Annotated in this window: 29 protein-coding genes; 8 read left to right on the forward strand and 21 right to left on the reverse strand. The window is 73.4% G+C overall.

What is annotated here, in order from left to right; all coding sequences use genetic code 11:
• Positions 1–5: 5 nt before the first annotated feature.
• The 3 genes from Pflav_RS12605 to Pflav_RS12615 all read right to left on the reverse strand — a co-directional run bounded on the left by Pflav_RS12605 (position 6) and on the right by Pflav_RS12615 (position 3,053).
• Positions 6–296, reverse strand: coding sequence for a hypothetical protein (locus Pflav_RS12605; RefSeq protein WP_173036333.1), 291 nt, complete (start codon positions 294–296; stop codon positions 6–8).
• A gap of 12 nt (positions 297–308) precedes the next feature.
• Entirely contained in the window at positions 309–1,982 is a 1,674-nt protein-coding gene (locus tag Pflav_RS12610; protein WP_173036334.1) for a sodium:solute symporter family protein, read from the reverse strand.
• Positions 1,983–2,045: 63 nt separating this feature from the next.
• The gene (locus tag Pflav_RS12615; protein WP_173036335.1) at positions 2,046–3,053 is read right to left on the reverse strand and encodes a LacI family DNA-binding transcriptional regulator; all 1,008 of its coding nucleotides are present in this window, start codon (positions 3,051–3,053) and stop codon (positions 2,046–2,048) included.
• 278 nt (positions 3,054–3,331) lie between these two features.
• On the opposite strand from Pflav_RS12615, the gene Pflav_RS12620 reads away from it, so the two are divergent.
• From Pflav_RS12620 to Pflav_RS12635, 4 genes are all read left to right on the forward strand, one after another.
• Positions 3,332–3,925, forward strand: coding sequence for a DUF2975 domain-containing protein (locus tag Pflav_RS12620; protein ID WP_173036336.1), 594 nt, complete (start codon positions 3,332–3,334; stop codon positions 3,923–3,925).
• The gene (locus Pflav_RS12625; RefSeq protein WP_173036337.1) at positions 3,925–4,182 is read left to right on the forward strand and encodes a helix-turn-helix domain-containing protein; all 258 of its coding nucleotides are present in this window, start codon (positions 3,925–3,927) and stop codon (positions 4,180–4,182) included. Before Pflav_RS12620 ends, Pflav_RS12625 begins: the two co-directional genes overlap by 1 nt.
• A gap of 69 nt (positions 4,183–4,251) precedes the next feature.
• The gene (locus tag Pflav_RS12630; RefSeq protein WP_173036338.1) at positions 4,252–5,889 is read left to right on the forward strand and encodes an Hsp70 family protein; all 1,638 of its coding nucleotides are present in this window, start codon (positions 4,252–4,254) and stop codon (positions 5,887–5,889) included.
• Positions 5,823–6,962, forward strand: coding sequence for a WD40 repeat domain-containing protein (locus tag Pflav_RS12635; protein WP_173036339.1), 1,140 nt, complete (start codon positions 5,823–5,825; stop codon positions 6,960–6,962). Before Pflav_RS12630 ends, Pflav_RS12635 begins: the two co-directional genes overlap by 67 nt.
• Here Pflav_RS12635 and Pflav_RS12640 read toward each other — a convergent pair.
• The 5 genes from Pflav_RS12640 to Pflav_RS12660 all read right to left on the reverse strand — a co-directional run bounded on the left by Pflav_RS12640 (position 6,959) and on the right by Pflav_RS12660 (position 10,540).
• Positions 6,959–7,450 carry a hypothetical protein gene (locus tag Pflav_RS12640; protein ID WP_173036340.1) on the reverse strand — a complete coding sequence of 164 codons (492 nt, stop codon included), beginning with the start codon at positions 7,448–7,450 and terminating at the stop codon, positions 6,959–6,961. The two genes, Pflav_RS12635 and Pflav_RS12640, sit on opposite strands and share 4 nt — an antisense overlap.
• A 317-nt stretch (positions 7,451–7,767) precedes the next feature.
• Positions 7,768–8,484, reverse strand: coding sequence for a hypothetical protein (locus Pflav_RS12645; RefSeq protein WP_173036341.1), 717 nt, complete (start codon positions 8,482–8,484; stop codon positions 7,768–7,770).
• Positions 8,481–8,837 (reverse strand): hypothetical protein, encoded by a 357-nt coding sequence (locus Pflav_RS12650; RefSeq protein ID WP_173036342.1) that lies wholly within the window; start codon positions 8,835–8,837, stop codon positions 8,481–8,483. The genes Pflav_RS12645 and Pflav_RS12650 overlap by 4 nt, the downstream gene beginning before the upstream one ends.
• 14 nt (positions 8,838–8,851) lie before the next feature.
• Positions 8,852–9,304, reverse strand: a complete 453-nt coding sequence (locus Pflav_RS12655; RefSeq protein ID WP_173036343.1) for a hypothetical protein — start codon at positions 9,302–9,304, stop codon at positions 8,852–8,854.
• A gap of 27 nt (positions 9,305–9,331) precedes the next feature.
• Positions 9,332–10,540 (reverse strand): MFS transporter, encoded by a 1,209-nt coding sequence (locus tag Pflav_RS12660; protein ID WP_173036344.1) that lies wholly within the window; start codon positions 10,538–10,540, stop codon positions 9,332–9,334.
• A 96-nt stretch (positions 10,541–10,636) separates the two neighbouring features.
• Here Pflav_RS12660 and mycP point away from each other — a divergent pair, with 96 nt between their 5' ends.
• On the forward strand, positions 10,637–11,812 hold the full coding sequence (mycP, locus tag Pflav_RS12665) for a type VII secretion-associated serine protease mycosin (protein WP_173036345.1): 1,176 nt from the start codon (positions 10,637–10,639) through the stop codon (positions 11,810–11,812).
• Between the two features lie 227 nt (positions 11,813–12,039).
• Here the strand turns inward: mycP and Pflav_RS12670 are convergent, their stop codons facing one another.
• Genes Pflav_RS12670 through Pflav_RS12690 form a run of 5 tightly spaced genes read right to left on the reverse strand, consistent with a single transcriptional unit; the run spans position 12,040 to position 14,861 of the window.
• On the reverse strand, positions 12,040–13,035 hold the full coding sequence (locus tag Pflav_RS12670; protein ID WP_173036346.1) for a hypothetical protein: 996 nt from the start codon (positions 13,033–13,035) through the stop codon (positions 12,040–12,042).
• A gap of 11 nt (positions 13,036–13,046) precedes the next feature.
• Positions 13,047–13,427 carry a hypothetical protein gene (locus Pflav_RS12675; RefSeq protein ID WP_173036347.1) on the reverse strand — a complete coding sequence of 127 codons (381 nt, stop codon included), beginning with the start codon at positions 13,425–13,427 and terminating at the stop codon, positions 13,047–13,049.
• Complete coding sequence (locus Pflav_RS12680; protein ID WP_173036348.1) at positions 13,424–14,470, reverse strand: hypothetical protein; 1,047 nt, start codon at positions 14,468–14,470, stop codon at positions 13,424–13,426. The genes Pflav_RS12675 and Pflav_RS12680 overlap by 4 nt, the downstream gene beginning before the upstream one ends.
• A complete protein-coding gene (locus Pflav_RS12685; RefSeq protein WP_173036349.1) occupies positions 14,470–14,631 on the reverse strand; it encodes a hypothetical protein in 162 nt (53 codons plus the stop codon). Before Pflav_RS12685 ends, Pflav_RS12680 begins: the two co-directional genes overlap by 1 nt.
• Positions 14,595–14,861: a hypothetical protein gene (locus Pflav_RS12690; protein WP_173036350.1), complete on the reverse strand. Its 267-nt coding sequence runs from the start codon at positions 14,859–14,861 to the stop codon at positions 14,595–14,597. Before Pflav_RS12690 ends, Pflav_RS12685 begins: the two co-directional genes overlap by 37 nt.
• Before the next feature lie 72 nt (positions 14,862–14,933).
• Between Pflav_RS12690 and Pflav_RS12695 the strand changes: the two genes are divergently transcribed.
• Both Pflav_RS12695 and Pflav_RS12700 read left to right on the forward strand, forming a co-directional pair.
• Positions 14,934–15,230 carry a hypothetical protein gene (locus tag Pflav_RS12695; protein WP_173036351.1) on the forward strand — a complete coding sequence of 99 codons (297 nt, stop codon included), beginning with the start codon at positions 14,934–14,936 and terminating at the stop codon, positions 15,228–15,230.
• Entirely contained in the window at positions 15,227–15,607 is a 381-nt protein-coding gene (locus tag Pflav_RS12700) for a YbaB/EbfC family nucleoid-associated protein (RefSeq protein ID WP_173036352.1), read from the forward strand. Before Pflav_RS12695 ends, Pflav_RS12700 begins: the two co-directional genes overlap by 4 nt.
• A gap of 10 nt (positions 15,608–15,617) precedes the next feature.
• Here Pflav_RS12700 and Pflav_RS12705 read toward each other — a convergent pair whose 3' ends face one another.
• The 6 genes from Pflav_RS12705 to eccCa all read right to left on the reverse strand — a co-directional run bounded on the left by Pflav_RS12705 (position 15,618) and on the right by eccCa (position 22,215).
• The gene (locus Pflav_RS12705; protein WP_173036353.1) at positions 15,618–16,478 is read right to left on the reverse strand and encodes a hypothetical protein; all 861 of its coding nucleotides are present in this window, start codon (positions 16,476–16,478) and stop codon (positions 15,618–15,620) included.
• Positions 16,475–16,816: a hypothetical protein gene (locus Pflav_RS12710; RefSeq protein ID WP_173036354.1), complete on the reverse strand. Its 342-nt coding sequence runs from the start codon at positions 16,814–16,816 to the stop codon at positions 16,475–16,477. The genes Pflav_RS12705 and Pflav_RS12710 overlap by 4 nt, the downstream gene beginning before the upstream one ends.
• Positions 16,817–16,832: 16 nt before the next feature.
• Positions 16,833–17,459 carry a hypothetical protein gene (locus Pflav_RS12715; RefSeq protein WP_173036355.1) on the reverse strand — a complete coding sequence of 209 codons (627 nt, stop codon included), beginning with the start codon at positions 17,457–17,459 and terminating at the stop codon, positions 16,833–16,835.
• Positions 17,460–17,529: 70 nt separating this feature from the next.
• Positions 17,530–17,820 carry a WXG100 family type VII secretion target gene (locus Pflav_RS12720; protein ID WP_173036356.1) on the reverse strand — a complete coding sequence of 97 codons (291 nt, stop codon included), beginning with the start codon at positions 17,818–17,820 and terminating at the stop codon, positions 17,530–17,532.
• 13 nt (positions 17,821–17,833) lie between these two features.
• The gene (locus tag Pflav_RS12725; protein WP_173036357.1) at positions 17,834–18,193 is read right to left on the reverse strand and encodes a WXG100 family type VII secretion target; all 360 of its coding nucleotides are present in this window, start codon (positions 18,191–18,193) and stop codon (positions 17,834–17,836) included.
• A 56-nt stretch (positions 18,194–18,249) separates the two neighbouring features.
• Entirely contained in the window at positions 18,250–22,215 is a 3,966-nt protein-coding gene (gene eccCa / locus Pflav_RS12730) for a type VII secretion protein EccCa (RefSeq protein WP_173036358.1), read from the reverse strand.
• Positions 22,216–22,255: 40 nt separating this feature from the next.
• Between eccCa and eccD the strand changes: the two genes are divergently transcribed.
• Complete coding sequence (gene eccD / locus Pflav_RS12735) at positions 22,256–23,635, forward strand: type VII secretion integral membrane protein EccD (protein ID WP_232071319.1); 1,380 nt, start codon at positions 22,256–22,258, stop codon at positions 23,633–23,635.
• A 37-nt stretch (positions 23,636–23,672) separates the two neighbouring features.
• On the opposite strand, the gene Pflav_RS12740 is transcribed toward eccD, so the two are convergent.
• Both Pflav_RS12740 and Pflav_RS12745 read right to left on the reverse strand, forming a co-directional pair.
• The gene (locus Pflav_RS12740; protein ID WP_173036360.1) at positions 23,673–24,347 is read right to left on the reverse strand and encodes a hypothetical protein; all 675 of its coding nucleotides are present in this window, start codon (positions 24,345–24,347) and stop codon (positions 23,673–23,675) included.
• Positions 24,348–24,361: 14 nt separating this feature from the next.
• Positions 24,362–25,495 (reverse strand): type VII secretion protein EccE, encoded by a 1,134-nt coding sequence (locus Pflav_RS12745; protein ID WP_173036361.1) that lies wholly within the window; start codon positions 25,493–25,495, stop codon positions 24,362–24,364.
• Between the last annotated feature and the right edge of the window lie 58 nt (positions 25,496–25,553).

Here is a 25,553-nt window from a genome sequence, read left to right on the forward strand (position 1 = left end):
AACGTCTACATAGGGCTGTCCTCGGCGGGCTCGGTCTCGTCGGGCTCGACGATGACCGGGCGGAGCCAGGCCCACAGCACGAACAGCACCCCGAACACCAGCATCGCGAGGCCGGCCCACAGGTTGGCGTTCACGTCGCCGGTCTTGGCCCGGTCCTCGGCGGAGTCGGCGGCGACGCCCATGACGACCAGGACGACGCCGTAGAAGCCGATCAGCGCGCCGATCACGTTGCGTACGTCGGAGACGCCGGCCCGGCGCGGCACCGCCGAAGGCCGGCTCTCGGGACTGTCACTCATGGTGGGACCTCCTCAGCGGAAGACGACGTTCAGGGCGACGACGAGTACGAGCGAGATTCCGGCGAGCTTGACCGGCGACCGGAACCAGGGCAGGCGGCTCGCGGCCGGGTCCGTGCGCTGTTCCTTGGGGGTCTCGGAGTAGACGAGGCCGGCGAGCTCGGCCACCGGCTTCGGCGCGGTGGCCTTGCTGACCAGCACGCTGACCACCACGTCCACGACGAAGGCCGCGCCCGCCGCGACGAACGCCGCGCCCTGGCCGGGCAGGTTGTAGACGCCGCCCTCGTTCAGGCCCCACACGGTGACCGCGGCCGCGGTGCCCGAGACGAGGCCGACCCAGCCGGCGGTCGCGGTCATCCGCTTCCAGAACATGCCGAGGATGAACGTGGCGAACAGCGGGGCGTTGAAGAAGCCGAAGAGCGTCTGGAGGTACGTCATCAGGTTGCTGTAGCCGGAGGCGATGAACGCGGTGCCGATCGCGAGGACCGTGGCGCCCACCGTGGCCCAGCGCCCGACCTTCAGGTAGTAGTCGTCGGGCCGGTCCTTCTTCACGTACCGCTGCCACAGGTCGAAGCTGAAGACGGTGTTGAAGGCGGAGACGTTGGCCGCCATGCCGGCCATGAACGCGGCGAGCAGGCCGGCCAGCGCCACGCCGAGCAGGCCGTTGGGGAGCACGTCGCGGATCAGCAGCAGGATCGCGTCGTTGTACGTGGTACCGCTGCCGTCGCCGCCGGCCTTGAGCGAGGCGGTCTCGGCCACGAGCACGCCGGCGATCATGCCGGGGATCACCACCACGAACGGGATGAACATCTTCGGGAACGACCCGATGATCGGCGTGCTCCGCGCGGCGGACATCGAGTTGGTCGCCATCGCGCGCTGTACCTCGACGAAGTTCGTGGTCCAGTAGCCGAACGAGAGCACGAAGCCGAGCCCGAAGACGATGCCGAGCACCGAGAGAAACGAGCTGCCGAACCCGGCCAGCTCGTTGCCCGGCCACGAGTTGAGCTGCTCCGCGCCGCCGCCCGGCGCGTTCGTGACCTTGTCGATCAGGCCGTTGACACCGCCCACCCGGTGCAGGCCGATCAGCGTCAGCGGGAGCAGCGCGGCGACGATCACGAAGAACTGGAGCACCTCGTTGTAGATCGCGGCGGAGAGGCCGCCCAGCGTGATGTAACTGAGCACGATCGCCGCGGCCAGGACCAGCGCCACCCACAGCGGCCACCCGAGCAGGCTGTTGACCACGCTGGCCAGCAGGAAGAGGTTGATGCCGGCGATCAGCACCTGGGCCAGCGCGAAGCTGAGCGCGTTGACGAGGTGGGCGCCGGTACCGAAGCGCCGCAGCATGAACTCGGGCACGCTGCGCACCTTCGACCCGTAGTAGAAGGGCATCATGACGACGCCCAGGAAGAGCATCGCCGGTACCGCGCCGATCCAGTAGTAGTGCATGGTCGGCATGCCGTACTGGGCGCCGTTCGCGGACATGCCGATGATCTCGACCGCGCCGAGGTTGGCCGAGATGAACGCGAGGCCGGTGATCCAGGCCGGCAGCGAGCGGCCGGCCAGGAAGAAGTCGAGGCTGTCCGAGATCCGCCGGCGGGCGGCGAGGCCGATCAGCAGCACCACGGCGAAGTAGACGGCGACAAGCACGTAGTCGATGAAGCTGGCGCCGATCCTGAGCGGGTCTTCCACGTCGTCTCCTCAGCTCATAGCCGATGGCAACGACGCCACGTACCCAGGTGGATCAAAAAGGAATCATGGGGCTGGTGGGGCGTGCGTCCCCCGGAGTACCACGTCGGCGTGGAGCACGACCGACTCGGGCGCCGCGCCGTCCGCGTCCGGGCTGAGCTGGGACAGCAGCAGCCGCACCGCCTCGGCCGCCATGCGGCCGGCGTCGTGGCGCACCGTGGTCAGCGCGTACGGCTCCCAACCCGCCATCGGGATGTCGTCGAAGCCGGTCACCGTCAGCTCGCCGGGCACCGCCACACCGCGCAGCCTCGCCTCGTGCAGCACGCCCAGCGCGATCTCGTCGCTGGCGCAGAGGATCGCGGTCGGGCGGTGTGCCGTGTCCAGCAGGGACTGGGCGGCGGCGACGCCGGTCGCGTGGTCGTGCCCGCCGCGCAGCACCCGGGTCCGGACCGAACGCCCCGAGGCGAGCACGCTGCGGAATCCGGCCTCGCGGTCGAGGCTCGTGCTCAGCCGGCGCGGGCCGAGCACCAGCGCGACCTCGGTGTGGCCGAGACCGGCCACGAGCGCGGCGATGTCCGCGGCCCCCTGGCGGTTGTCGGCCACGCAGCTCGGGTGCCCCTCCTCGGGTACGAGGCGGTTGACCAGCACGTGCGGCACGCCGCTCGCGGCCAGGTGGCGCGGCACGGCCGAGCCGGTGTCGGTCGCGGTGAGCACGACGCCGTCCACCGAGCCGTCGGTGAGCTGGGCGAGCACCGCGGCGTCCTCGGTCTCGGCGAGCAGCGTCGTGCGGTATCCGGCCGCGGTGAGCGCCTGGTGCAGCGGCACGATCAGCTGCGGGTGGAACGGGTTGAGCAGGTCGTCCGGGCTGGACACCACCGCAATCCGCCGGGTGCGGCGGCTGCGCAGCACGCGACCGGACTCCTGCGGCACGTACCCCAGCTCCTGCGCCGCCTTGCGCACGCGCTCGCGGGTGGCCGGCGACACCTGCGGGTGACCGGCCAGCGCGCGGGACACCGTGGGCTGGGAGACGCCGGCGGCCTTCGCGACGTCTTTGCTGGTCGTTACCCGGGTCATCGGTGGCCCCTGACGTTGCATACGTATGCGGATACCGCCGCCCGGCGGCAGAGCAAGCGGAGGGATGTGGTTCTGGGGAGAAGCCTAGACGCCGGAAGGGTGGCCGCCGAGGATGCGGCCCTACGGTAAATCGCGCGAGTCGCCGGCGAATGCCGAGCCGCCGCGACCCGGATGCACAAGGGCCGATGCGCCCTCCGCCGAACCACCCCGATACCTTGACAGCGGGCGCCCCCTTATCGACTATCGATGTATCGCTTTTCGATAAGGGGGCACCGGCGATGGCGATCAAGGTGTACGCCGCCCGGCTGGACTGGCTAGGGCTGCTATTTCTCGGCCTTGTGGGCGGTTTGATCTTCACCAGCGTGGCGACCCTGTTCCAGGTCACCGTCTCGCCCAGCGCGGCCTTCACCGTCTGGGTGCCGCTGGACCAGGCCGGCTCTCTCACCGGCCCCAACCGGCTGCCTGAGGGCGTCTCGGTCCAGCCCTCCGCCCAGGTGCGGGCCCTGGTCGAGGAGCCGACGGCCACGCAGAGCCTGCTCCACATGGCCACCTCGCTGCCCACGAAGTGCGTCGTGATCGCGATGCTCTTCCTGCTGGTGCGCATCGTCCGGGAGGCGCGCCGCGGCGACCCGTTCACGGCGGGCAACGTGCGGCTGCTGCGCCGGCTCGGCGTCACGCTGCTCGCCGGCGGCATAGCCGCCGATCTGATCGAGGAGCTGGCCTACCGGGCCCTTGTCGCCCCGATCATCGACGGGCCGGTCGGCGGGTTCATCTGGAGCGGGTGGTGGCTGTCCGGGATCGCGTTCCTGGCCATCGCCGAGGTGTTCAAACGGGGCGTACGCATGCGCGTCGAGCTGGACGGCGTGATCTGATGCCGGCTGAGGAGGACCGCGTCGAGGTACACCTCGACAAGATGCTCGCCGACCGCGGCATGAGCCTGACCGAGCTCTCCACCGAGGTGGGGGTCACGCTGGCCAACCTGTCGATCCTCAAGAACGGGCGGGCCCGCGCGATCCGGTTCAGCACGCTGACCGCGCTGTGCGAGGCGCTCGACTGCCAGCCCGGCGACCTGCTCACGATCCACCCCGCGGCCCAGCGCCGGCGCCCGTCCCGCGCCGACGCCGGGTAGGCCCCCGCGGCCCGGCGGTACGGCTCTTGAGCGTCGCTAGAGGTTGGCGTGCCCCTTAGTCTTGTTGGCGTGGGCGGCTTCCGGCTCGGTGTCGACTTCGGCACCTCGCACACGGTCGCCGTGCTCCGCTGGCCGGACGGCCGGGCCCGCCCGCTGTTGTTCGATGGCTCGCCGGTGCTTCCGTCCGCGGTCAGCGCCGCGCCCGCGGGCGGCCTGCTGACCGGGCGGGACGCGCTCTACGCCGCCCGCTTCCGCCCCGAGGCGGTCGAGCTGCACCCGAAGCGCTGCGTCGACGACGGCACGGTGCTGCTGGGCGACGCGGAGTTCGCGGTGGTCGACCTTGTCGCGGCGGTGCTGCGCCGCGTCGCCGACGAGGGGGTACGGGTCAGCGGCGCACCGCCGCCCACCGTCGTCACCTGCCCGGTGAGCTGGGGTACCGCGCGCCGCGCGCTGGTCGCCGAGGCGGCCCGCCGCGCCGGCCTTGACCTCGCTGGCCTGGTCACCGAGCCGGTGGCGGCCGCCAGCTATTTCGCGGAGGCCGGCGGCGAGCGGCTCGGGCCGGCAGCGGCCGCGCTCGTGTACGACCTGGGCGCCGGCACCTTCGACGCGTCGGTGGTCCGCCGCTCCCCCGAGGGATTCACGGTCCTGGCCGTGGAGGGGCTGCCGGACACCGGCGGACTCGACATCGACGCCGCGGTGGTGGACGCGCTCGGCGAGGTGTACGCCAGCCGCGACCAGGCCCGCTGGCACCGCCTCCTCCGCCCCGCGACGGCATCCGACGCCCGTGACCGCTGGCTACTGTGGACGGACGTACGCACCGGCAAGGAGATGCTCTCCCGCACCGCCACCACCGCGGTGCCCGTGCCCCTCTTCGACGACGCGGCCGCGCTGGGCCGCGAGGAGCTGGAACGCCTGGCCCGCCCGATCCTCGACCGCACGATCCGGGCCGCACGGGCCGCGCTGGACGCCGCCTCGGTCAAGCCCGCGGAACTGGCCGGCATCCTCCTGGTCGGCGGCGGCAGCCGCATGCCGCTGGCGGCGTCGCTGTTGCACCGCGCCTTCGGCGTGGCACCGACGGCGCTGGAGCAGCCCGAGCTGGTGGTTGCGGAAGGCGCCCTCTACGCCACCCCCAACCCCGCACCCCCATACGTCGTGCTCCCGCCAGCGCCCGTCCAGGACCGCCCCGCTGTGGACCCGGCACGGGCGACGGCGACCCTGCCGACCGCGATCCCGCCAGCCGCCACGCCACCGCCAGGTCCCGCGCCGGCACCGCCGCCGGTCGACCGGATGTCCGCGCCAGACGACCCCGCGACCGCAGCCGCCCACACCGCGACGGCACTAGCGGAGCCCAAGCCCACGTCGGCACCCGATGCTGGGCCATCGCCATCGCCATCGCCAGCCGACGATGCGGCAGCCGAGGGCCACCCCGCGACCGCAGGAGCCGGCACCAAGGCGGCGTCAGTGAAAGCCGAGCTAGCCACGGAGCGCGAGCAGGCGCCGGCGCCGCACGAAGAGGCGGCCACAGTGGATGGTGCGGCGGCGGTGGACGGGCGGGAGGGGATGCGGCCCGGGGCGCGGTCAGGGCGGCGGGGGCGGGGACGAACGTACAAGATGAGGCCGAAGCGGCGACCACGACGGCGGTGGCCGTCCTCGCGGAGGCCGAGGAAACCAAAGACCGGCGCCGGCATCTGGTCGCGATCGCGGTGACCGTCGCGGTGCTGGTGTTGCTCGCGGCTCTCGGCGTTCCGTCCATCCTGGACCGCGGCGGCCGGCCCGAAGCCACGCGGACACAGGGACCTACAAGCCAGCCGTCCGCCAGCGCGTCGGCGGGGAGTGGCGGGTCGGTCAGCGATCGGCTTGTGGCGCCAGCGCTGGCGGTCGTGTTCAACCCGCGCGACGACAACATGCTCGCCGCCGGTGGAGAGGACCGGGTCGTGCGCCTCTGGGACGTGCGTAAGCGGGAGGTGGCGGCGGAGCTCCGGGGGTACGGCGGCGATGTCTACCACCTGGCGTTCAGTCCGGATGGGCGGTACCTCGCGGTGGCCGGCGAAGTGGCGGACGTGTGGCTGTGGGACGTGCGGCGGCGGCAGCGCGTCGCGGCGCTGAAGCATCCGACCGACCGCGGGTGGGCCGGGGTGTCCGACGTCGCCTTCAGTCCGGACGGCAAGACGCTCGCCACCGTGGGCGCGGACAGCCGCATCCGGCTGTGGGACGTGGGCACGCGGCGGCAGAAGGGCGGGCCGCTCACCGGCTACCCCTACTACGCGGACCGGCTGTCGTGGAGCCCGGACGGTACGCGGCTCGCGTTCCGCGACATGCTCGCACCGGACGACGGCGTGGTGATCTGGGACCCGGTCAACCGGCGGCAGATCAGCCAGATCAAGCCTCCGCGCACCAACTCCAACGCTTTGGCCTTCTCGCCGAAGGCCGCGCTGATCGCGATCCCGGTCGAGGTGCCCAGTGGCGGCACGGTCGCCCAATCGGTGCCGGAGACGCAGCTGTGGGACTCGGCGAAGGGGCGGAAGGTCGCGTCACTCCGGGGTTCTGGAGGGCCGGTGCAGTTCAGTGCGGACGGGCGGCTGCTGGCGACCGGCTACAGAGGACTGCGAGTGTGGGACGTGAGCACGCGGCAGCTTGTCGCCGACCCGATGCCGATCGAGAAGCACGTCGAGGAGATCGCGCAGGACCTGGCGTTCAGCCCGGACGGCAAGACGCTGGCCGTCGCCCGCAAGACCGAGGTACGGCTCGTCGACGTGGGCGCGATGACGGCGGCACGCTAATCGTCCATAATGGCCCGCTCGGCCTCGGCGACGAGCTGGTTGATGTTTTGGACGGCGTCCGCCTTGAACTCGGGGATCTGGTCCAGCGAGGCGCCGTCCGTCCTGGTCGCGTTGTCCTCCGCCCACTTGATCTGGGAGTCCAGCGCCGCGAGCTGCACCGCGAAGTTGGACTTGAGGGCGATGACGACGCCGGCGCAGGCGTACAGGCCGAGGGCCACGAGCGTGGCGGCTGTCGCGCCGTGCTCCAGGTTGGTGCTCGGGGCCTGCGGAGCCGTCCAGGCGGCGCCGACCGCGGCCACCGACTGGCCCTGGCTGCCCAGGATCATCTCGCGCAGGCGGCCGTCCGCGGTGCCGACCTCGCCGCGGAGCTTGCCGTCCAGGCCGGCCCACAGGTCGCCCAGCGCGCACAGGCGGTCCTCGTCGGTGTCCGGCCACTCCAGTCTGAGTTCGGCGATCAGCGGGCCCCACTGGCCCGGCCCCATACCCATCAGCCCAGCCCCTCCCCAGCTGCCGGGTCAGGTCGGCGCTCATCTCGCTGGCGCGCTGGAACCGCATCCCGAGCGTGCGCACGTCGCCGCCCTGCGCGCCGAGCGCCTGGATGTTGTCCCGGTACGTGTCCAGGGCCTCCGTGCGTACGTCGCCGTAGCAGCCGGCGATGGCCCGCCCGATCCGCCCGGTACCGAACGCCTGCTCGGGGCCGGCCAGCTCGGCGGTGAACACGCGCAGCACCTCGGCCAGCTGGTCGGCCGAGAGCGCGACGCCCGAACCCGAGCGGGTCACCTGGCCCGCGCGGACCTCGGTCACATTACCGTCCATCGTGCACACCTCCGTCGTCGTCGGGCCCGTGCGGGCTGGCCATGATGGCAGCCAGCGACGCCGAGTACACGCGCATGTGCTCCAAGCTCTGGTCCTGCATCCGGCGCACCCGGCGGGCGAAAGTACCGGGGTCCACAGCGGACGGAGGCGAGCCGGTCGACAGTGCCCCGTTCGCCGCGGCCGCGATCCGCTCGGCCAGGTCCACCGAGGGCAGGCGCATCGCGGACGGGTCGATGTCCACGCGGCCGAGCCGTCCACCGTGGACGTCGACGCTGACACCGTCGACGGCCGGTGGCTCGGCGGGCGGTCCCGGTGCGAACAGCTCCGCCACGTCGCGGATCGTCTCGTCGAGCAGCTGCTCCAGCCCGTACGGCCCGGGATCGCCCTGGATGCCGGTCTGCTCCGCGATCCGGGCCATCGCCTCGTCCATCGACCGGGTGACCCGCTCCATGCCCCGCGCCGCCTGGTCGCGTACCTCGGTCAGGCGGTCCACGATGGCCGCGGGGTCGGCTCCCGCGGAAGTGCCGGCGGGCGCGGCGTCGAGGGCCGCGTTGGCCGCCTCGCGGACGTGGCGCCCCAGCGTCGCCCCGTCCTGCCGCATCACCCACGGGTCGAGCCGTACCGCGTCGATCCGCCCAGCCACGGCGGTGACCCGTACCCGGCCGTCGTCCGCCTCGCCAGTGCCGAGCGTGTCCACAGTGGTCACTTTTCCGGCTGGTCGGGCACGTACTCCGGCCCGAGCTGCGCCAGCCGGTTGGCCATCCAGCGGCGCGCCTCCGGCAGCGCCACCGACCACTGCCACGACAGGCTCTCGGCCAGCGCGACCTCGCGGGCCGCGGGGTCGGGCGTGGCGAGCGCGCCGGCCAGCCGGTGGCAGGTGTCGGCGAGCATGTGGATCCGGGCCACCGCGTCGGTGTCGAAGGCAGACTCCGGGTCGGGCTGCTCACCGGCGATGAACACCTCGCGGCTCGACGCCATCATCCTGATTTCCAGCAGCGCGCTGGTCAGGAGGTGGGTGGCCGCCGTCGAGGCGGGGCCGGGCTCGGTCGGGTTGACCACGGCTGACCGTCCAATCAGTCCAGGAACTTGACGTAGATCTGTGTCTGTGGCGAGAAGGTGCTGCCCGGTGGGCGTGGCGTGCCGTCAAGCATCCCAGCCCGGCGGAGCATCTCGTAAAGACGGTGGTTGCCCTCGACCACCCGGCCGTCCCGGTACGCCGTGATGTACGCGCCGTCCCTCGGCTGGAGCACCGCGTCCTCCAGCTCCCAGTCCCGGAGCCGGCCGAGCTGGTCGAGCTTCTGGTCGCTGCGGCGTACGAAGTCTCGGGACGCGGGGTTGCGAGGGTCGGCCTGCCGCCAGACGTCCCCGAGCTTGAAGTCCTTGAGGTCCTCGAGCCGGGTGTTCGGCTGCCGCCGCGCGGGCAGGCCCCGGATCCGGTCGAACAACGTACGTTTGCCGTCCGCCCGAGGGCGGCGGAGCCACTCCCATACCGCTTTGAAGATGCCGCTGCCTCTGCCGCGCCGCACGTCCACCTCCGTCCCGCGTCGGCCCGCTCATGCCGCGGCCCGCACGGACACTACGGCGGTACGCGCCATCGGGTTCAGGACGAGTGCGGCGGCCGCCGCCGGCAAGGCGAGCGCCGCGAAGGCGACCTGCCAGCTCGTGTACTGGGCCAGCGCGGCACCGAGCGGAGCGGCCAACATGGAGCCACCGAAGATCGCGGTGTTCTGCACGGCGAGCGCGGTCGCGGCGTAGCCCGGCGCGGCGAGCTCACCCGCGGCGCTGAACGCGAGGCCGTTCCAGCACAGGATCGTCGCGCAGAGCAGCAGCAGCGTACCGACGAACGGCAGGCTCGGCGCGTCGACGAGCATGGCGGTGAGCAAGGCCAGCGGGACGGCGGCCACGGCCACGATCTGTACCGGACGCAGCCGCGAACCGATCGCGTCCGACCACACGCCGGCCCCGATCCGGCTGGCGACGCCGGACAGCTGCGCCATCGTCACCATCGCGGACGCCGTGGCCACGTCCGCACCCCGGTGCTCGACAAGGAATAGCGCCAGCAGCGCGGTGATGCCGACCTGCGGCAGCACCAACAGTCCACTCGCGAGCGACAGCCGCAGCAGCCGGGGATCGCCCACTGTGGACTTTCCGCCGCCCCGGACCGGCAGGGGCACACCACCGTCGGGCTCCCGTACCACCGTCACCACGACGATGCCGGCCACCAGGCAGGCGGCCGAGAGCACGCCGAACGCGGCGGAGAGCGTGGCGTGGTGGGCGACGATGGGCAGTGTCGCCGCGGCCAGGGCGGCGCCGGCGGGCAGCCCGCAGGCGCGTACACCCATCGCGAGGCCGCGCCGCTCCTTGGGGAACCAGGCCATCACGGCGCTGCCGCTGGCGACGCAGACGCTCGCGGTCGCGGCCCCGGCCACCGCGAGCAGGACCGCCACGGCCACCGCCGACGGTGTCACGCTCGCGGCCGTCGCCATCAGCAGGCCGGCCAGCGCGAGGCCGACGCCCATCGTGTTGTGCTCGCCCCACCTGTCGCAGATCCGCCCCCACAGCAGCAGCGCCGAGACGACGCCGAGCATCGGGCAGGCGAGGACCACGCCGACCGCCGCGAGGCTGAGCCCGAGCTCGGTGCGCAGCACCGGCCCGATCGCCGGTAGGCCCTGTATGAACGCACCCGCCGTGATCTGCGCCGCGGTGCCCGCGCAGAGTACCGCCCACCGATAGTGGATCACCCCGTCCGTCACAGCCACCATTCAGGGCCACCTAACCGCTCCGGACAACGACGCCCAGGTATCGAAGGAGTGAAGAATCTGACTGGCCGCCGGTTGACGGCCTGACACAATGGACGGGTGCGCGGTGACCTGACCCGGTCGCTCTTCGCGGCCCTGATCGCAGTCGCTACCGTCGCCGCCCCCGCACCAGCCCGGGCGGCGTCGCTCGACTGCGGGCGCCCCATCCCCGACCCGCTCGCCGAGGCGCCGGCCGCGCTGACCCGGCTGCGGCCCGATGCCGCCTGGCCGCTCAGCACCGGCGCGGGCGTGACGGTCGCGGTGATCGACTCCGGCGTCTCCGCCGACCACCCGACGCTCACCGGCAAGATCCGCCCCGGGCGCGACTTCATCCTGGCCGGCGACGGCCCCGGTGACTGCGACGAGAACGGCCACGGCACACTCATCGCCGGCATCATCGCCGGGCGCGAGGCGACAAGCGCGGGCTTCCGGTTCTACGGGGTCGCGCCGGACGCGTCGATCGTGCCCGTGCGGGTGCTGCGCGACCAGCGCCGCTCGGAGGAGCCCGACCTCTCCGACCGCATCGCCGAGGCGGTGCGCTGGGCGGTCGACGAGGGCGGCGCCGACGTCGTCAACCTGTCGCTCACCACACCGGACACGCCCGAGCTGGCGGCCGCCGTGCGGCACGCGCTCGACCGGGGCGCAGTCGTGGTGGCCGCCGCGGGCAACGACGGCGAGGCGGCGAGCGGTCAGGTCGCGTTCCCGGCGGCGTATCCGGGTGTCCTGGCGGTCGCCAGCGTCGACGAGAAGGACGCGCACGTGAATAGCTCCTCCCAGGGCGACTACGTCGACGTGGCCGCGCCCGGCACCCGGATCGCCGGGCCCGCGCCGGCCGGCGGGGGTTACCTCTTCACGGCCGAGGGCGGCACGAGCTTCGCCGCGGCGTACGTGTCGGGGGTGGCCGCGCTGATCCGGTCGTACGCGCCGGACACGACCCCGGAGCAGGTGGCCAGCCGGATCACCGAGACCGCCGACCACCCCGCCGACCTGTGGAACCCGCAGGTCGGCCACGGCGTCGTCAACCCGGCTCGCGCGGTCGGCTCGCTGCGCGGCGCAGACGTCGCCACGGACGCGAACGCCGTGCGGCTCAAGCCGGAGCCGGTCGAGTCCGACCCGCTGCGCGCGATCCGGGTCGCCGCGCCGTGGATCGCGGTGGCCGGCCTGGGTGTGGCGGGGCTGGTCCTGCTCGCGGTACCGGTGACCCGGCGGGGGCGCCGCCGAGGCTGGCGCCCCTGACCGTCCCTTGTGGTCAGCCGCGGAGCACACCGGGCGGGGCCCAGCGGTGCGGCGAGAGGATGTCGCTGTCCTCGCGCAGCAGATTGCCGTCGGCGTCCACGCCGCCCTCACCGCCCTGGCCCGCGCCGTACCCCCACCGCCCGCCACCGGCGCCCCGGTGAAGCCGGGCGTTCCGTTTCCGCCTGGGGTACCGCCGACCCGCGCCTGCTGGCCGGCGCCCGCCTCGTTCAGCGCCGCCACCATGCTCTCCGGCGGCGAGAAGGCGTCGCCGATCGGTGGCAGCGAGCCGGCCCCGCCCAGGCGACCGACGCCGGCGAGCGCGCTCCCGCCGCCCGGGAGTTTCGGTCCGCCGCCCGGCGAGTCCCCGGGATTGAAGGGGTCGAACGGATCGAGCGGATCCAGCGGGTCGAAGCCGGGCCGCTCGATGGGCGGCAGCTCCGGGTCGTCCAGGCCGGGAAAGTCCGGTACGGAGTCGTCGGGCAGCGTCGGGGACGCCGGAGGGGCGGCCGGCGGCGTGGTGTTGGCCAGGGGTTCGTCAGCGGGTTCGCCGGTGCGGTCGCCGGGTTTGTCGCCGCCGCGGTCTTCGGCTGCGCGCCGTTGCCTCTGGACCGTCCGCCTTCCCCGGGCTTGACTCCCGGTACCGCCACGGGTGTACCCCGCGGCATGCCGGCCATCTCGAGGGCGTAGTCGGCGCAGAGCTTCTGGTATGCCGCCCGCGCGCGCTGCTCCCCCATGCGGAAGAAATCCTCCGCCTCCTGGAGCGCGGCGGCCCCCAGCGGGGCGCCCGCGGTCTGCCGGTGCATCCAGTCCAGCAGGCCGTTCCAGAACTCGCCGGCCCCCATCTCCTGCAGCACGCCGTTTTGCGCGAACGCGACCTGCTTCTGCCGGACCTCCGCGAACTTCCAGCTCGGTATCGGGATCGCGCGGATCGCCCGCTCCAGATGGCTGGCGCAGGCGTCGATGTGGACGGCGACGCGCTCGTGGGCGAGGACGTTCTGCTCGGCCGCGTCGGCGAGCTTGCCGACGTGCGCGCGGAACGCGTCCGCCGCGCCGCCCTTCCAGCTCGTGCTCTTGTTCTTCAGCCTCTCAAGCGAGCTGTGCAGGGCGATCGAGCGCCGGAAAGCCATCCCCCACGCGCCGGCGGAGCGGGTCACCTCCCGGTAGTTGGCCGCGATGGTGACCCGGTTGACGATCTCTTCCCAGCTCAGTTGCTCAGCCTGCACGGCGACCGCCCTTACTGGTCGAGGAGCTTCTGGAGCGCCGAAACCGCGAGCCGGTTCCGCGCTTCCACCGACTTGTACTTCTCGGCGAGCGTCGCCACGGCGTCGCCGGTCTTGTCCAGTCCGGCGGCGAGGTCCTTGAGGTTGTTGTCGAGGATCTCGTGCATCCGCCCGATCTGCGCGTGCATGGATCGGACGACCTCGATGTGCTCGCTGCCGAGCGCGCTGCGCCCCTGGTCGCCGCCGGTACGCAGCGCCTTGTCCGCGGCTTTGAAGTCCTCCCGGTACTCCGGGATGGCGCCGCGCACGTCGGCCAGGTACGTCTTGATGTTGCCGAGGTGCCGGACGTTGACCTCGACCCGGTCCGCCCGCGCGATGGCCTCCTCCGCGCTCATGCCAGGCCGCCGATCACGCCGCTCGGCGCGTTCGGCCCACCCCAGGTCTCGCCGTCCTCGAGGAGCCAGTCGTTGCGGCTGTGCTCCCCCTCTTCGCTGTGCGGGGCGTGGCCGGCCGCGCCGCCGCCCATCATCGGCGGGGGCACCGCCGGCGCGCCGCCCCTGCCGGCCGCGGACCCGGGTACGAGCTGGGCGGGACCGCCACCCACGGCGCCGCCGCTGAGCGCGCTGCCCGGCGACAGCGAGGTCGCCGCGACGGCGGCACCGCTGAGCGCACCGGCCCCGCCAAAAGCACCCGCCCCACCGAGCGACCCCGCGCCGGCGAGCTGCGTGCCGGGAAGGCTGGTGTCGGACCCGGTGGGGGTGAACGCCGTCGCCGGTACCGTGCCGGGCAGCGGCTGCCCGGACGTGGGCGGGAGCGGCGTCAACGGGGGCAACGGCGGCAGCGGAGGCAGCGGCGTGGTGGGCGGGAGCGGGACCGTCGTGCCCGGTACCCCGGTGGCGGCGCCGTTTTTGTTGAGCATGCCACCGAGCACGTCGACGGCGACCTTCGCGATGGTCAGCGCGAGCTGGGCGTCGGCCACGTTGGTCTGCGCGTGCGCGGCCTTGATGATCGCCGTGTGCTGGGCGGCCCGGGCGTACAACGCCGGCTTGATCTCGGGCCGGGCCGCCGCGGCCGCGCGCAGCCGCGGTCCGAGGATGACCGCGCCGGTGGGCAGCACCTTGAACCCCTCGGCGGTGGCCAGCATCACGGCCGCGTCCATCGCCGCCTTCGACGCCTGTATCTGCGCACCACCGGCGGCGACCGCCGTCTGCGTCTGCGCCATGCCGCCGATCACCTTGCTCAGCTGGTCGAACAGCGTGGCGGCTTTGTTCTGCGAGAAGGCGTCCTTGGCGGTACCGCTCCAGGTGGGTAGCGCCGAGGCGGCCGCGATGGTCGCCTGTACGTTGCCGAGGTCGACCCCGGCTTTCTTCAGCGCGACGACGGCCACGGTCCCGAGCAGTTCCGGCTTCGCGGCGAGAGCCTCCAGGAACGAGGGCATCACCGCACCTCCCCGCGCACGTGGACGCCGGGGTCGTCGCCGACCGGAAGCGCGCTGGTGAGCCGGGTGCGGACCAGTCCGCGCCCCTCCTCTTGCGCCTCCAGCGCCTTCTCCCCCATCGTCTTCAGCAGCTGGGAGCCGTCGTCGGTCTCGGCGCGCACGCCGCCGACCGCCTGCGTGTAGTCACCGGTGATGACCGTCCGCAGCGCGGCCGCGGTGGCGAAGCCGGGGTCGCGGTGATCATGAGCAGCGCGGCGTTCACCGCGCCGGCGATCGTGTTGGGCAGCTCGTCCGCGGCGCCGGCGTACGTCTTGCTGGTGCCGAACACATCGGACGGCACCATCTCGAACGCGCCGCGGGCACCGGGTGTGCCGGTGGTTTGCTCGTCCACGAAAGTCCTCCCCAGATGGCGGTGCCGCGTCAGGCCGGCGGGCACCGGTGTTTTCCGTGCGAAGATGGTGCGGTGGCTGATCCGATGGGAGACCTGGCCCGGTTGCGCGCGGCGACGTATGCCGGCCGCGACCCGCGCGGGCTGGCCGCCGCGACGGTCGACGGCGACGGCCTCGTCGTCGAGGTGACGTTCGCCGACGGGATCGGGCGCCACCAGCCGGCCGCCGTCGGTGAGGCGGTGCGGCTGGCGGTCAGTGACGCGCGGCAGCGGATGGCGGCGGCGTACCGCGCGCTGGCCCCCGAGCCGGCCGAGGAGCCCAGCGCCCCACACCTGCTGGGCGGGGCGACGCAGGAGCGGGAGGCGCGATGAGCGCGCGAGACCAGGCTTGGCTCGACGAGATGGCCGACGCGGAGCGTCACGAGCAGCTGGCCCGGGCGGCCACGTCGGCCATGGAGGAGTACGGTGCGGGCGCCGCCCGCCTCGCCTCCTCCACTGTGGAGGGCCGCACCCGGGACGGCTGGGTGGTGGTCAAAGTGGACGGCACCGGCGAGGTGCACCAGGTGACCCTGCGGCCCGAGGCGGTGACGCGGTATTCGCCGAGCGCGCTCGGCAAGGTGGTCACCCACACGCTGCGTACGGCGCAGCTGCGCGCCCGCGAGGCGTTCGAGCGGGAGGTGGCCAAGCTCTCCGAGCCGCCCGCGCTCGCCGAGAGCGACGAGCTGCTGCGCCGCGCCCGCTTGGATTGACATCACCGCCTCATCTCTGCCGCATCGCCGGCGCGCCACCCTCTAGGATCACCTTGCCGTCCGGGCCGATCCTCGGCCGGGCAAACTCGACGGCCCGGAAGGGGTTGGGCCACGCCACGTCCCGGGCGTTCATGCCCGGCCGGCCGCTCGCCACCGTGGTCATGAGCTTGCCCTCGTCACGGCTGATCGTGTTGGCCAGCCCTTCCGCGGCGGTCGCCTGCAGGAGGAGTCGGGTGAGGGTACGCCACTCCTCCTGGCCATTCCGCAGCCACTGCCGCCAGCCCTTCGTGAGCAGGCTACCCGCGTGGAACGCCAGCGCCGCCCAGGCGGCGTAGACGGCGACCGACGCGGCGAACACCTTGGAAAGCGTGTTGGCCGTGTCCTTGGCCACCACCGCCAGCCGCTCGGCGGCCATGTGCTGCGGCACCACCTGGCTCTTGTAGGCGTCCGCGAACGGCCCGTTCCAGCTCGAGCTCGCGGCCGTCCCCTGGAACTCCATGTGTGGGAAGTCCGGAAGCTCGGTGCTCTCGCTGATCGACTGCGCGCGTTTGTGGATCTCCAGCCAGAGCTGGATGTCGTGGTGCATGGCCAAGGGTGCGAAGGCGTCCTCGACAAGATCCTTCACCCGCTGCAAGATCTCCTTCGCCTTGGGCAGGAGCGAGTCGAAGAGCTCCTTGAGCTCGCGCTGGGCCCACTCCCACCAGGAGAGCCACCACAGGATGTCGTTGGCCCACTTTTCGAACTCCGCGATCAGCTCAGGTGCCTTGCGCAGGAACTCGCGCAGCTTCTCGAGGTCCTGCGTGAAGTCGTTGAAGAGGGCGGGCACGTCGGCCGCGGTGACGGCGGCGATCTGCTGGCCGGTCACGGTCATCGCGGCAGCCGCCTCTCCAACTGCCGGACCAGCTCGGCCGCCTCGGCCTCGGCGCCCTTGTACTTCAGGATCGCGATCCGCAGCACCTGCTCCATCATCGACCAGACCTCGGCGCCTTCACGGCACCGCGCCACCAACGTCGTGACCAGTTGGTCGTGACCCTGCTGGGCCGCCGCGAAGCTGATCGTCGGCGTCTTGCGGAACTTCATCAGCTCCAAGAGCGTCACGATCCCGTCCTCGTTCTCGTCGCCCTTGTCCAGCCGCGGCCCCTGCGTTCCCCAGATCACGCGGTGCTTCTCGATCTCCGAGTAGACGACTACCGTCTGTCTATCCGCCATGGCTGTCGCATCCCTTTCACGGGTACGGGTCGGGGGCGCCGCCCATCGCGGCGCGCATCTCGGCGACGAGGTCGTTGAGGCGTGCCCCGAGATCCGGGGCCGGCTCGGTGACCGGGGGCAGCCCGGCGCGGGCGGACGCGAGCGCGGTGTTGAGTGCCGATACGAGCTCGTCGGTGTCCTGTTCGGACACCCAGTACGGATCCGCCACACAGGACAATCGGCCCTCGGCGGTCACCGTGATCGTGAGGGCACCATATCCGGCCGCCCCCACCTGCGGCTCCGGCCGGAACGCGATCGGCGCCTCGTCCATCGTGCGGTGCAGGTCGCGGATGACCGTGCTGAGCGAGCGCGACGTCGCGGGCACCTCGGGCAGGCCCGGCTCGTCCAACGGCTCGAACGGCGGCGGGCGCTGCGCGGCCACCGCGTCCGCGAGTACCGTCATCCCCTGCCGGACGGCCACCGCGGCAGCCTCGGTCACGGCCGCCGCGAGCCCTTCCGAGCCGATCGCGCGGAGCCAGCCCGGCTCCACCGCGATGGACTCGGGCAGCCCGTCGGCGTCCACAGTGACCCGTACGGTGCCGCTGGCGTCGGTCGCCTCGACCGGGTCGCGCGGGAGTCGTTCGAAAAGGGCAGGGTCGAGCATGGCACCCCCATGAAAGTGGATCGCGCCGGCGGCCGCTCCGAAGTGGACGGACCGGCCGCCGGGCGCGCGGTCACGCGTGGAACGCGTGCTTGCCCCAGGTCTCCACGTCGTTGTACAGGCCGCTGACGTCGCGGACCGTACCGCCGCTGCTGTGCACGATGGCGACAAGGTTCCGGTACGCGATGCGCCACCGTCGCATGAGGATCTCGAACTCCTCGCGCCCGCCGTCGCTCCAGTCGACCGCGGCCAGCCGCTTCTCGAGCGTCGTCACCTCGGTCTCCAGCGTCTTGGCGACCTGGACGAGCGTGCCGGCACTCTGCTCCATCCCGTCGTACTTGACGAACAGGGAATCGTCATTCATGGCAGGTCCTCCCTCAGACCGACATCTGGCCGCTGTAGTTGGCGGCGGCGGTGCCATCAACCTGCTTGCCGACCGCCGCGACCTGGGTCTTGGCCTGGTCCTGGGCGGCGACGAGGCGCTTGTTGTACTTCTGGAGCAGCTCGGCGACGTCCTGGACCGTCTGCAGGAGCCGGTTGAGGTTCGACCGCCACCGGATCATCGTCTGCTCGAAGTCGCGCGCGGCCATGTCCTTCCACTCGCGTTCCCGCATCTGGTTCATCGTGGCCTCGACGCGGCCGCCCTCGCGCGCGATGACCGCCTTCCTGTCCATCACCTCGATGGCGGCCTTGTTGGTCGCGCCTCCGCCGTGAGTGATTCCTCCGGGTGCCGTCACAGCCGTACCTCCCCATCCTGGTTGGCAACCGCTACGACAGCACTACGAGCAGATCCTCAATCCGGTTCTGTGAACGCGGTCTGAATTAAATTGACGCCGTCCGATCGGCGGACGAGCGTGCCCCGGCCGGCCGGCTGGGGCCCCGGTCGCACGTCGCCGACCAGCGGACCCTCCTCGCGGTTGCCGGACATGACAAGGCCGGGTGAGTCCAGCTCGCGCAGCCCCTGGATCATCGGTTCGAAGAGGGCCCGCCCGGCACCGCCGGACCGTCGCGCCAGAATCACGTGCAGGGCGACATCGCGCGCCTGGGGCAGCAGCTCCTCCAGGCCGCCGAGCGGGTTGCGGCTGCCGGTGGCGACGAGGTCGTAGTCGTCGACGATCAGGAACAGCCTCGGCCCGCGCCACCAGCTGCGCTGGCGCAGCTGCTCGGTGGTCACGTCCGGGCCGGGCAGCCGGCCGGTCATCACGTTGTGCACGCCGCCCGCCATACTCTCGGCGACCTGGGCGGAGGGCGCGTAGTCGAGCAGGTGGTCGCCCTCCACGACGCCGAGCAGCCCGCGCCGGTAGTCGACGATCGCCAGCTTCGCCTCGGCCGGCGTATACCGCTCCACTATGGACCGGACGATGAGGCGGAGCAGGTTTGTCTTGCCGCACTCGGCGTCGCCGAAGACGACGAGGTGCGGCTCGACGTCGAAGTCGAGGTGGACCGGGGCCAGGTACGTCTCGTTGAGGCCGATCGCTATGCCGGGCCGCTCCCGGTCGACCACCCGGGCCAGGTCGGCGGCGGGCAGCACGCGGGGCAGCAGTCGCAGCTTCTGTGCCGGCGGGCCCGGCCACGCCGCGCGTACCCGCTCGACGAGGTCGGCCGTGCCGCCGGGCAGCTCCTCGTCGCCGACCCGGCCGTCCACTCTGGGCACCGAGGCGAGGAAGTGGAGCTTGTCCCGAGTGAGGCCACGACCCGGCGTGCCCTCCGGCACGTTGGCGGCGGCGCGGCGGTCGATCTCGGAGTCGCTCGGGTCGCCGAGCCTCAGCTCCAGCCGGGAGGAGAAGAGGTCGCGCATGTTGTACCGCAGCTCGGCCCAGCGGGTCACGGTCAGCACCACGTGGATGCCGAAGCCCAGGCAGCGGCCGGCGAGCTGGGTGACCGAGCCGTCCAGCTCCTCGAAGTCCTGCCGCAGCGTGCCATACCCGTCGATGACGAAGAACACGTCGCCGAAGGGCTCGTCCGCGAGCTCGCCGCGGGCGCGCCGGTCACGGTACCCGTCGATCGAGTCGATACCCAGCTCGGCGAAGCGCGCCTCACGCTCGTCGAGCAGCACGCTGACCTCGGCGACGGTCCGGCGGACCGACTCGATGTCGCGCCGTCCGGCGACGCCGGACAGGTGCGGCAGCCCTTCGAGGGAGCGCAGCGTGCCGCCGCCGAAGTCGAGGCAGAAGAACTGGACCTCGCGCGGCGTGTGGGTGAGCGCGAGGGAGCAGATCAGCGAGCGGAGCAGCGTGCTCTTGCCGGTGCGCGGGGCGCCGATGATCACCACGTTGCCGGCGGCGCCGTCGAGCTGCACTTCCATCGGGTCGCGGCGCTGCTCGTACGGCCGGTCGACCTCGCCGACCGGCACGGTGAGCTGCTTGCCGGCGCGCCACCGCGGCGCGTGCAGGCCGCGCTCCGGGGTGGTGGCCAGCTCGCCGAGTACGGCGTCGAGGCCGGGCGCGGTGGCCAGCGGCGGCAGCCACACCTGGTGCGCCGGCACGCCGTGGCCGCGCAGCCGGCTGACGATGACGTCGAGCATCGTGGTGCGGGCCGGGCCGCTGGTCTCCTCCTCGCCCGCGGGCGCGGCGGCCTCGGCGGGCGGCGCGGGCGCTTCGGGTACGCGGGTCAGCACGTACGGCACGATGCGGCGGCGGACCGTGGCCTGCGACCGGTGCGCCACGGCACCCGGGTCGCGGTACGCACCCGACACGTACGCCGCGCGGAAGCGCAGCATCGTCTGGGTGCCCACCTTGAGGTAGCCGTGGCCGGGCGCGTTGGGCAGCTCGTACGCGTCCGAGACGCCGAGCACGATCCGGCTCTCGATCGCCGAGAACGTGCGCAACCCGATCCGGTACGACAGGTGGGTGTCCAGGCCGCGCAGCCGCCCCTCCTCCAGCCGCTGGGAGGCGAGCAGCAGGTGCACGCCCAGCGACCGCCCCACCCGCCCGATCATCACGAACAGGTCGATGAAGTCGGGCTTCGCGGCCAGCAGCTCGCTGAACTCGTCGCAGATGATCAGCAGGCTGGGCATCGGGGAGAGCGGCGTGCCGGCCCGGCGGGCCCGCTCGTAGTCGTGGCGGGAGACGAAGTTGCCGGCCGCGCGGAGCAGCTCCTGGCGGCGGACCAGCTCGCCGGCGACCGCGTCCTGCATGCGGTCCACCATGGAGAGTTCCTCGGACAGGTTGGTGATGACCGCGCTGGTGTGCGGGAGCACGTCGAGCGAGGCGAACGTGGCGCCGCCCTTGAAGTCGATGAGCACGAAGTTGAGGTCTTCGGACGAGTGCGTGATGGCCAGCGAGGCGACGATGGTGCGCAGCAGCTCGCTCTTGCCGGAGCCGGTGGCGCCCACGATGAGCCCGTGCGGGCCCATCCCGTCCAGGGCCGCCTCCTTGATGTCCAGCTCCACGACCGAGCCGTCCGGGTTGATGCCGAGCGGGATGCGCAGCCGGTCACGGTCGGCCCGGGGCTGCCAGGTGACCCCCGGGTCGACGGCTGAGGCGTCGCTCAGCCCAAGCAGCTCGGGCAGCTCCATCACCCGCGCGGTCGCCTCCACCGCCTCGACGTGGTGGGAGAGGCGGAACGGCGCGAGCTGCCGGGCGATCCCGCTGGCCTGCTCGACGGTGAGCGTGTCCGGCCGGCCCAGCGGGGTGGCCTGCTCGCCCCGGTCGACCGCGAGCGCGTCGGCCGTGACGTCGAGCGCGAGCAGCCAGCGGCCGGCGTCGCGGGGCACCATGCCGGACAGGTCGAGCACCGTCACGCCCTGCACGCCGGTACCGCGCAGCGGGCTGGCCGGGCCCATCTCCCCGCCGTCGAGCACCACGAGCAGGTGGGCGCCGCCGGTCCAGGGCTTCGCGTCCGGGGAGTGCCGCGGGCGCACGCTCAGGTCGTCGTCGAGCGCCTCCTCCAGCGCCGCCGTCGACTCGAACACCATCCGCGCCGGGCCCGCGCCGTCGGCATTACGGTCGTCCTGCACGTGCGGCAGCCATTTGAGCCAGTCCCACTGCGGGCGGCGCGACGACGGCGCGACGAGCGCGATCCGGATGTCGTCCGGCGAGTGGAAGGCCGCGACCTGGCAGATCATCGCGCGGGCGAGGGCCGCCGCCGCGTCGCGGTCACCGCGCAACACCACCCAGCTGAACGCGCGCAGCTGGATCGCCAGCGGCAGGTCCGGCACCACCGAGTGGGTACGCACGAAGCGGCGCAGCGCCACGGCGGTCAGCGGCTCCAGGTCTTCGACCGGGCGGGTCTCCGGCGGCACGATCGTCACCGCGAGCTTCTGCGTGCCGGCCGCGACCCGTACCTCGGCGAAGTCGTCGTCGGTGCTGCGCCGCTCCCACAGCCGCCGAGAGGCGGCGACCGACCAGAGCGACACCGGCTCCGGATGCCGCCACAGCAGCGCGCTGCGCTGGCGGTCGGCGGCCCGCCGCACCTGGCGCCGGGTCTGGGCGAGATAGCGCATGTACTCGCGGCGCTTGGCGTCCAGCTCGGCTCGGCGGTTGCCCTGACCCCCGCCGCCGAACGACATGCCGAACATGCCCAACATGGACAGTCCGAAAAGGCCACCCGTCACGTACGTCAGTGCGCCGCCGCCGCGACCGGAGTAGAGAACCGCCATCGCCGCCATGCCTGCCACCATCGGCACCACCATGAGCAGCTGGAGCATGCTGCGTTGCAGCGGCTCGGGCAGCTCTGGCGGGGGCTCCATGACCAGCTCGCCGCGGGGCAGCTGGGGGGCTGGCTGGCGGGGCGGACGTCGGACCAAGACCGTGCCCACGCGGGCTAGTATATCGACGCTAGCGATGGGGGAGGTTGGCGTGGCCACAGGGCTGAGCCGGGTCACCGTGGTCGCCCCGCGGGTGCGGGTCGACCTGGCACTTCCGTCCGACGTCCCGGTCGCCGACCTGCTGCCCACGGTGCTGCGGTACGCGGGTAACGACCTGGCCGACGATCCGACCGCGCGCAACGGCTGGACGCTGTCCCGCCTCGGCGGCCAGACGCTGGACAGCTCCCGTACCCCGGCGCAGCTCGACGTCCGCGACGGCGAGCTGCTCTACCTCCGACCGCACGGCGACGACGCGCCCCAGCCGGTCTTCGACGACGTTGTCGACGCGGTGGCGACCGCGGCCCGGGATCGGGCCGGGCGCTGGGATACCGCCGCGACCAAGGTTTTCGGCCTCACGGCCGGCGTGCTCGCCCTGCTCGGCGGCGCGGCCGTGGCGCTGCTGGCCGGCCCGCCGCAGGTCGCCGGCGGGCTTGTCGCGCTCGGCATGTCCGTGGCCCTGCTGGTCGGCGCGCTGGTGCTGGCCCGGGCGCTCGGCCAGGTGGGCGCGGCCACCGCGCTCGGCCTCGTCGCGATCGCGTACGCGGGGGTGGGCGGGCTGATCGTGCTGGCCGGCGACCTCACGCTCGGCGAGCTGCGCTGGGCGCACATGCTCGTCGCGGCGACCGCGGCCGTGGTCGCCACCGCGGTGGCCGCCGTCGCGGTCGCGGCCGCCGCCCCGGTCTTCCTCTGCGCGGGGGCCTGCGTCGCGGCGGTACTCGTGACGGCCGCGATCGGCGCGGGCTTCGGAGCCGATGTCGGGGCGGCCGCGCCGGTGACCGCCGTGGCCGCGTTCGCCACGCTGCCGGTGCTGCCGATGCTCTCGTACCGGCTGGCCCAGCTGCCGGTGCCGGCCGTGCCGGACGCGCGGGAGAGCCTGCGGCAGGACGACGAGACCGTCGACGGGCTGCGCGCGCTGGCCCGGGCGGACCGGGCGGACGCGTTCCTCGCCAGCATGCTCGGCGCCCTGGGCGTGATCGGCGCGGGCGCCGCGGTCGCGGTCTGTACCGACGGCGGCCCCGGCCTCGCGACAAGCGCGGTGATCGGGCTGCTGATGGTGGCCCGGGCCCGCTGGTTCCTCGGCCGGGCCCAGCGGCTCCCGCTGCTCGCCGGCGGTGTCGTGGCGCTGGCCGCCGCGACGGTCGCCGGTTTCCTCGCCGCCGGCCCACTGCTCCGGCTCACCGCCGTGCTCGGCGCCGCGCTGGTGGCGGCCGGGGCCAGCATCGGGTTCGCGCTGGCCGGCGGGCGGCGGCCGAGCTCGCCGATGTGGGGCCGGGCGCTCGACATCGTGGAGATCGTGCTGATCCTCGCGCTTGTGCCGCTGGTCACCTGGACGAGCGGCCTCTACGGCTGGATCCGCACGATCCGCGGTTGAGCCCGCCCTGACAGCCGCCCGCCTCGCCGCAGGGTGATCAGCCGAAAAGGTGGCGCTCGATCGGGGTCGGGGTGAGCCACGCGTACCGCACCGAGCCGGCCCCGAACGCCGCCACCATCTCGTCGTCCATCGCGGGGAGCCGGGAAACCAGGTCGGCGCGGGCGCCCAGCGCGGAGCCGAGCAGCGCCGCCTCGGGCTCGGGCAGGCGCTGCACGAGCAGCACGTCCGCGGCGGCGAGGAGCGGCACGCTCGCCGGGGTCACCTGGGGCAGCACGGTCAGGCCGGTCTGCCACGGGCGCGGCAGGCGGCCGGCCGGAAACTCCGGACCCAGGTCGTGTACGCGCAGCAGGGGCCGCGCCGGGCCGGCCTGCGGTCCCTCGCTCCCCGGTGCCGCGAGCGTCACGTGCCCGCGGCCGGCGGCCTGGTCGAGCGTGAGCCAGTGCGCGGTGTCGGCGACCGAGCCGGGCCGCGCCGGATCCCGCGGGTCGCGGGCGGCGACGGTCACCGCGGCGCCGTGCGCGAGGCAGCGGAACAGCAGCAGCCGCGCCGCCCACCAGCCGCCCACGAACGCCACCGACATCGGCTCGCGCGCGAACAGCCGGACGAGTACCGCCCGGCCGGCGCTGTCCCGGCCGAGCACCACGCCGGACGGCTCGACGCCGACCGCCAGGTGGGCGAGCGTCTCCGCCGGTACCGCCCGCGCGGGTGCCACCGACCGGCCCGCCCTCACCACGGGACCAGCCCCGTCGTCGCGCCGGTCGGGGCGGTCGCGTAGACGCCGGCCGCGTGCTCGCCGTTGAGCCGTATGAGCCGGATGCCGAGCCCGGCCGCGCTGGTGCGCAGGTGGCGCACGCACGCCGCCATGCGGTCGGGCGCGGCGACAAGCCGGACCACGGCCTGTGCGGCCACGCCGCCCCTGCCGGCCCCCAGCAGGACGGCCGTGTGCACCGCGGCGGCGTCGGGCACCTCGGCGAGCCGGGCGAGCAGGCCGTCGGCGCCGCGGGCGGGCCAGCTCCGTACCGCGAAACTGATGTGCGAGTCAGGGCTGGCCTGCCAGCGCGACCAGCTCTCGCCCGGCGGACGCGGGCCCTGTCCACATGCGACGCCGAGCGCGTCGCGGAGCCCGGCGGCGTCGAGCACCCGGTGGGCCAAGCCCATGCCGGCCAGCTCGCTGCCCAGCCGGGAGACGGCCGCGGCGAGCGCCCGGTGCACCCCGGCCGCCCCGCCGCCACGGTCCGCGGCGGCCGCCGCGCCGTCGCGCACGCCGAGCCGCACCGCGATCCAGACGTCCAGCGGGGCGGGCACCCCGAGCGCCTGGCGCAGCTCCACGTAGGACCGTGCGTAGGCGGACCGCGGATCGCCCGCGAACGGCACCCGCCGCGTCACCACCTGTAGCAGTGCGGCCGGAAACGCGGCGTCCGTCGCCAGCCGGGCCAGCCGGTCGAGCCGCAGCTCGGTGCCGCTGCCCCGGGCCAGGCCGTCGTGCGGCACCACCGCCACCGCGGCGAACCAGCCGAGCGCGTCCGCGCCGACCCCCACCGCCCCGGACCTGTCGGTCGCCGTGGCCAGGCTCAGCTCCGGCGCCAGCACGGCGAGGGCGTCCCGGGGCGCCGCGGCCCGCGCCGCGCCACGCCGGCGCCACAGCCGCCAACGCGCGGCGGCCACCTCGTAGCCCCAGCGGCCCTGGAACCGCAGCACCGCACCGAACAGCACCACCACGCCCACCGCGCCGGTCACGCCGGCGGCCACCGGCGGGAACGCGTAGGCCGCCGCGGCCAGCGCGATCGCGACCTCGACCGCGACGACCTGGGTGGCGCCCACCCGGCCCGCCGGCCGGGCGACCGCCGTCGACACCGCCATGGCCAAAACCCTACTGGCAAATCGTGAACCCATCGACGCCGCACGACGTAGCTAGTGT

The organism is Phytohabitans flavus (assembly GCF_011764545.1).
Lineage (GTDB): Bacteria > Actinomycetota > Actinomycetes > Mycobacteriales > Micromonosporaceae > Phytohabitans > Phytohabitans flavus.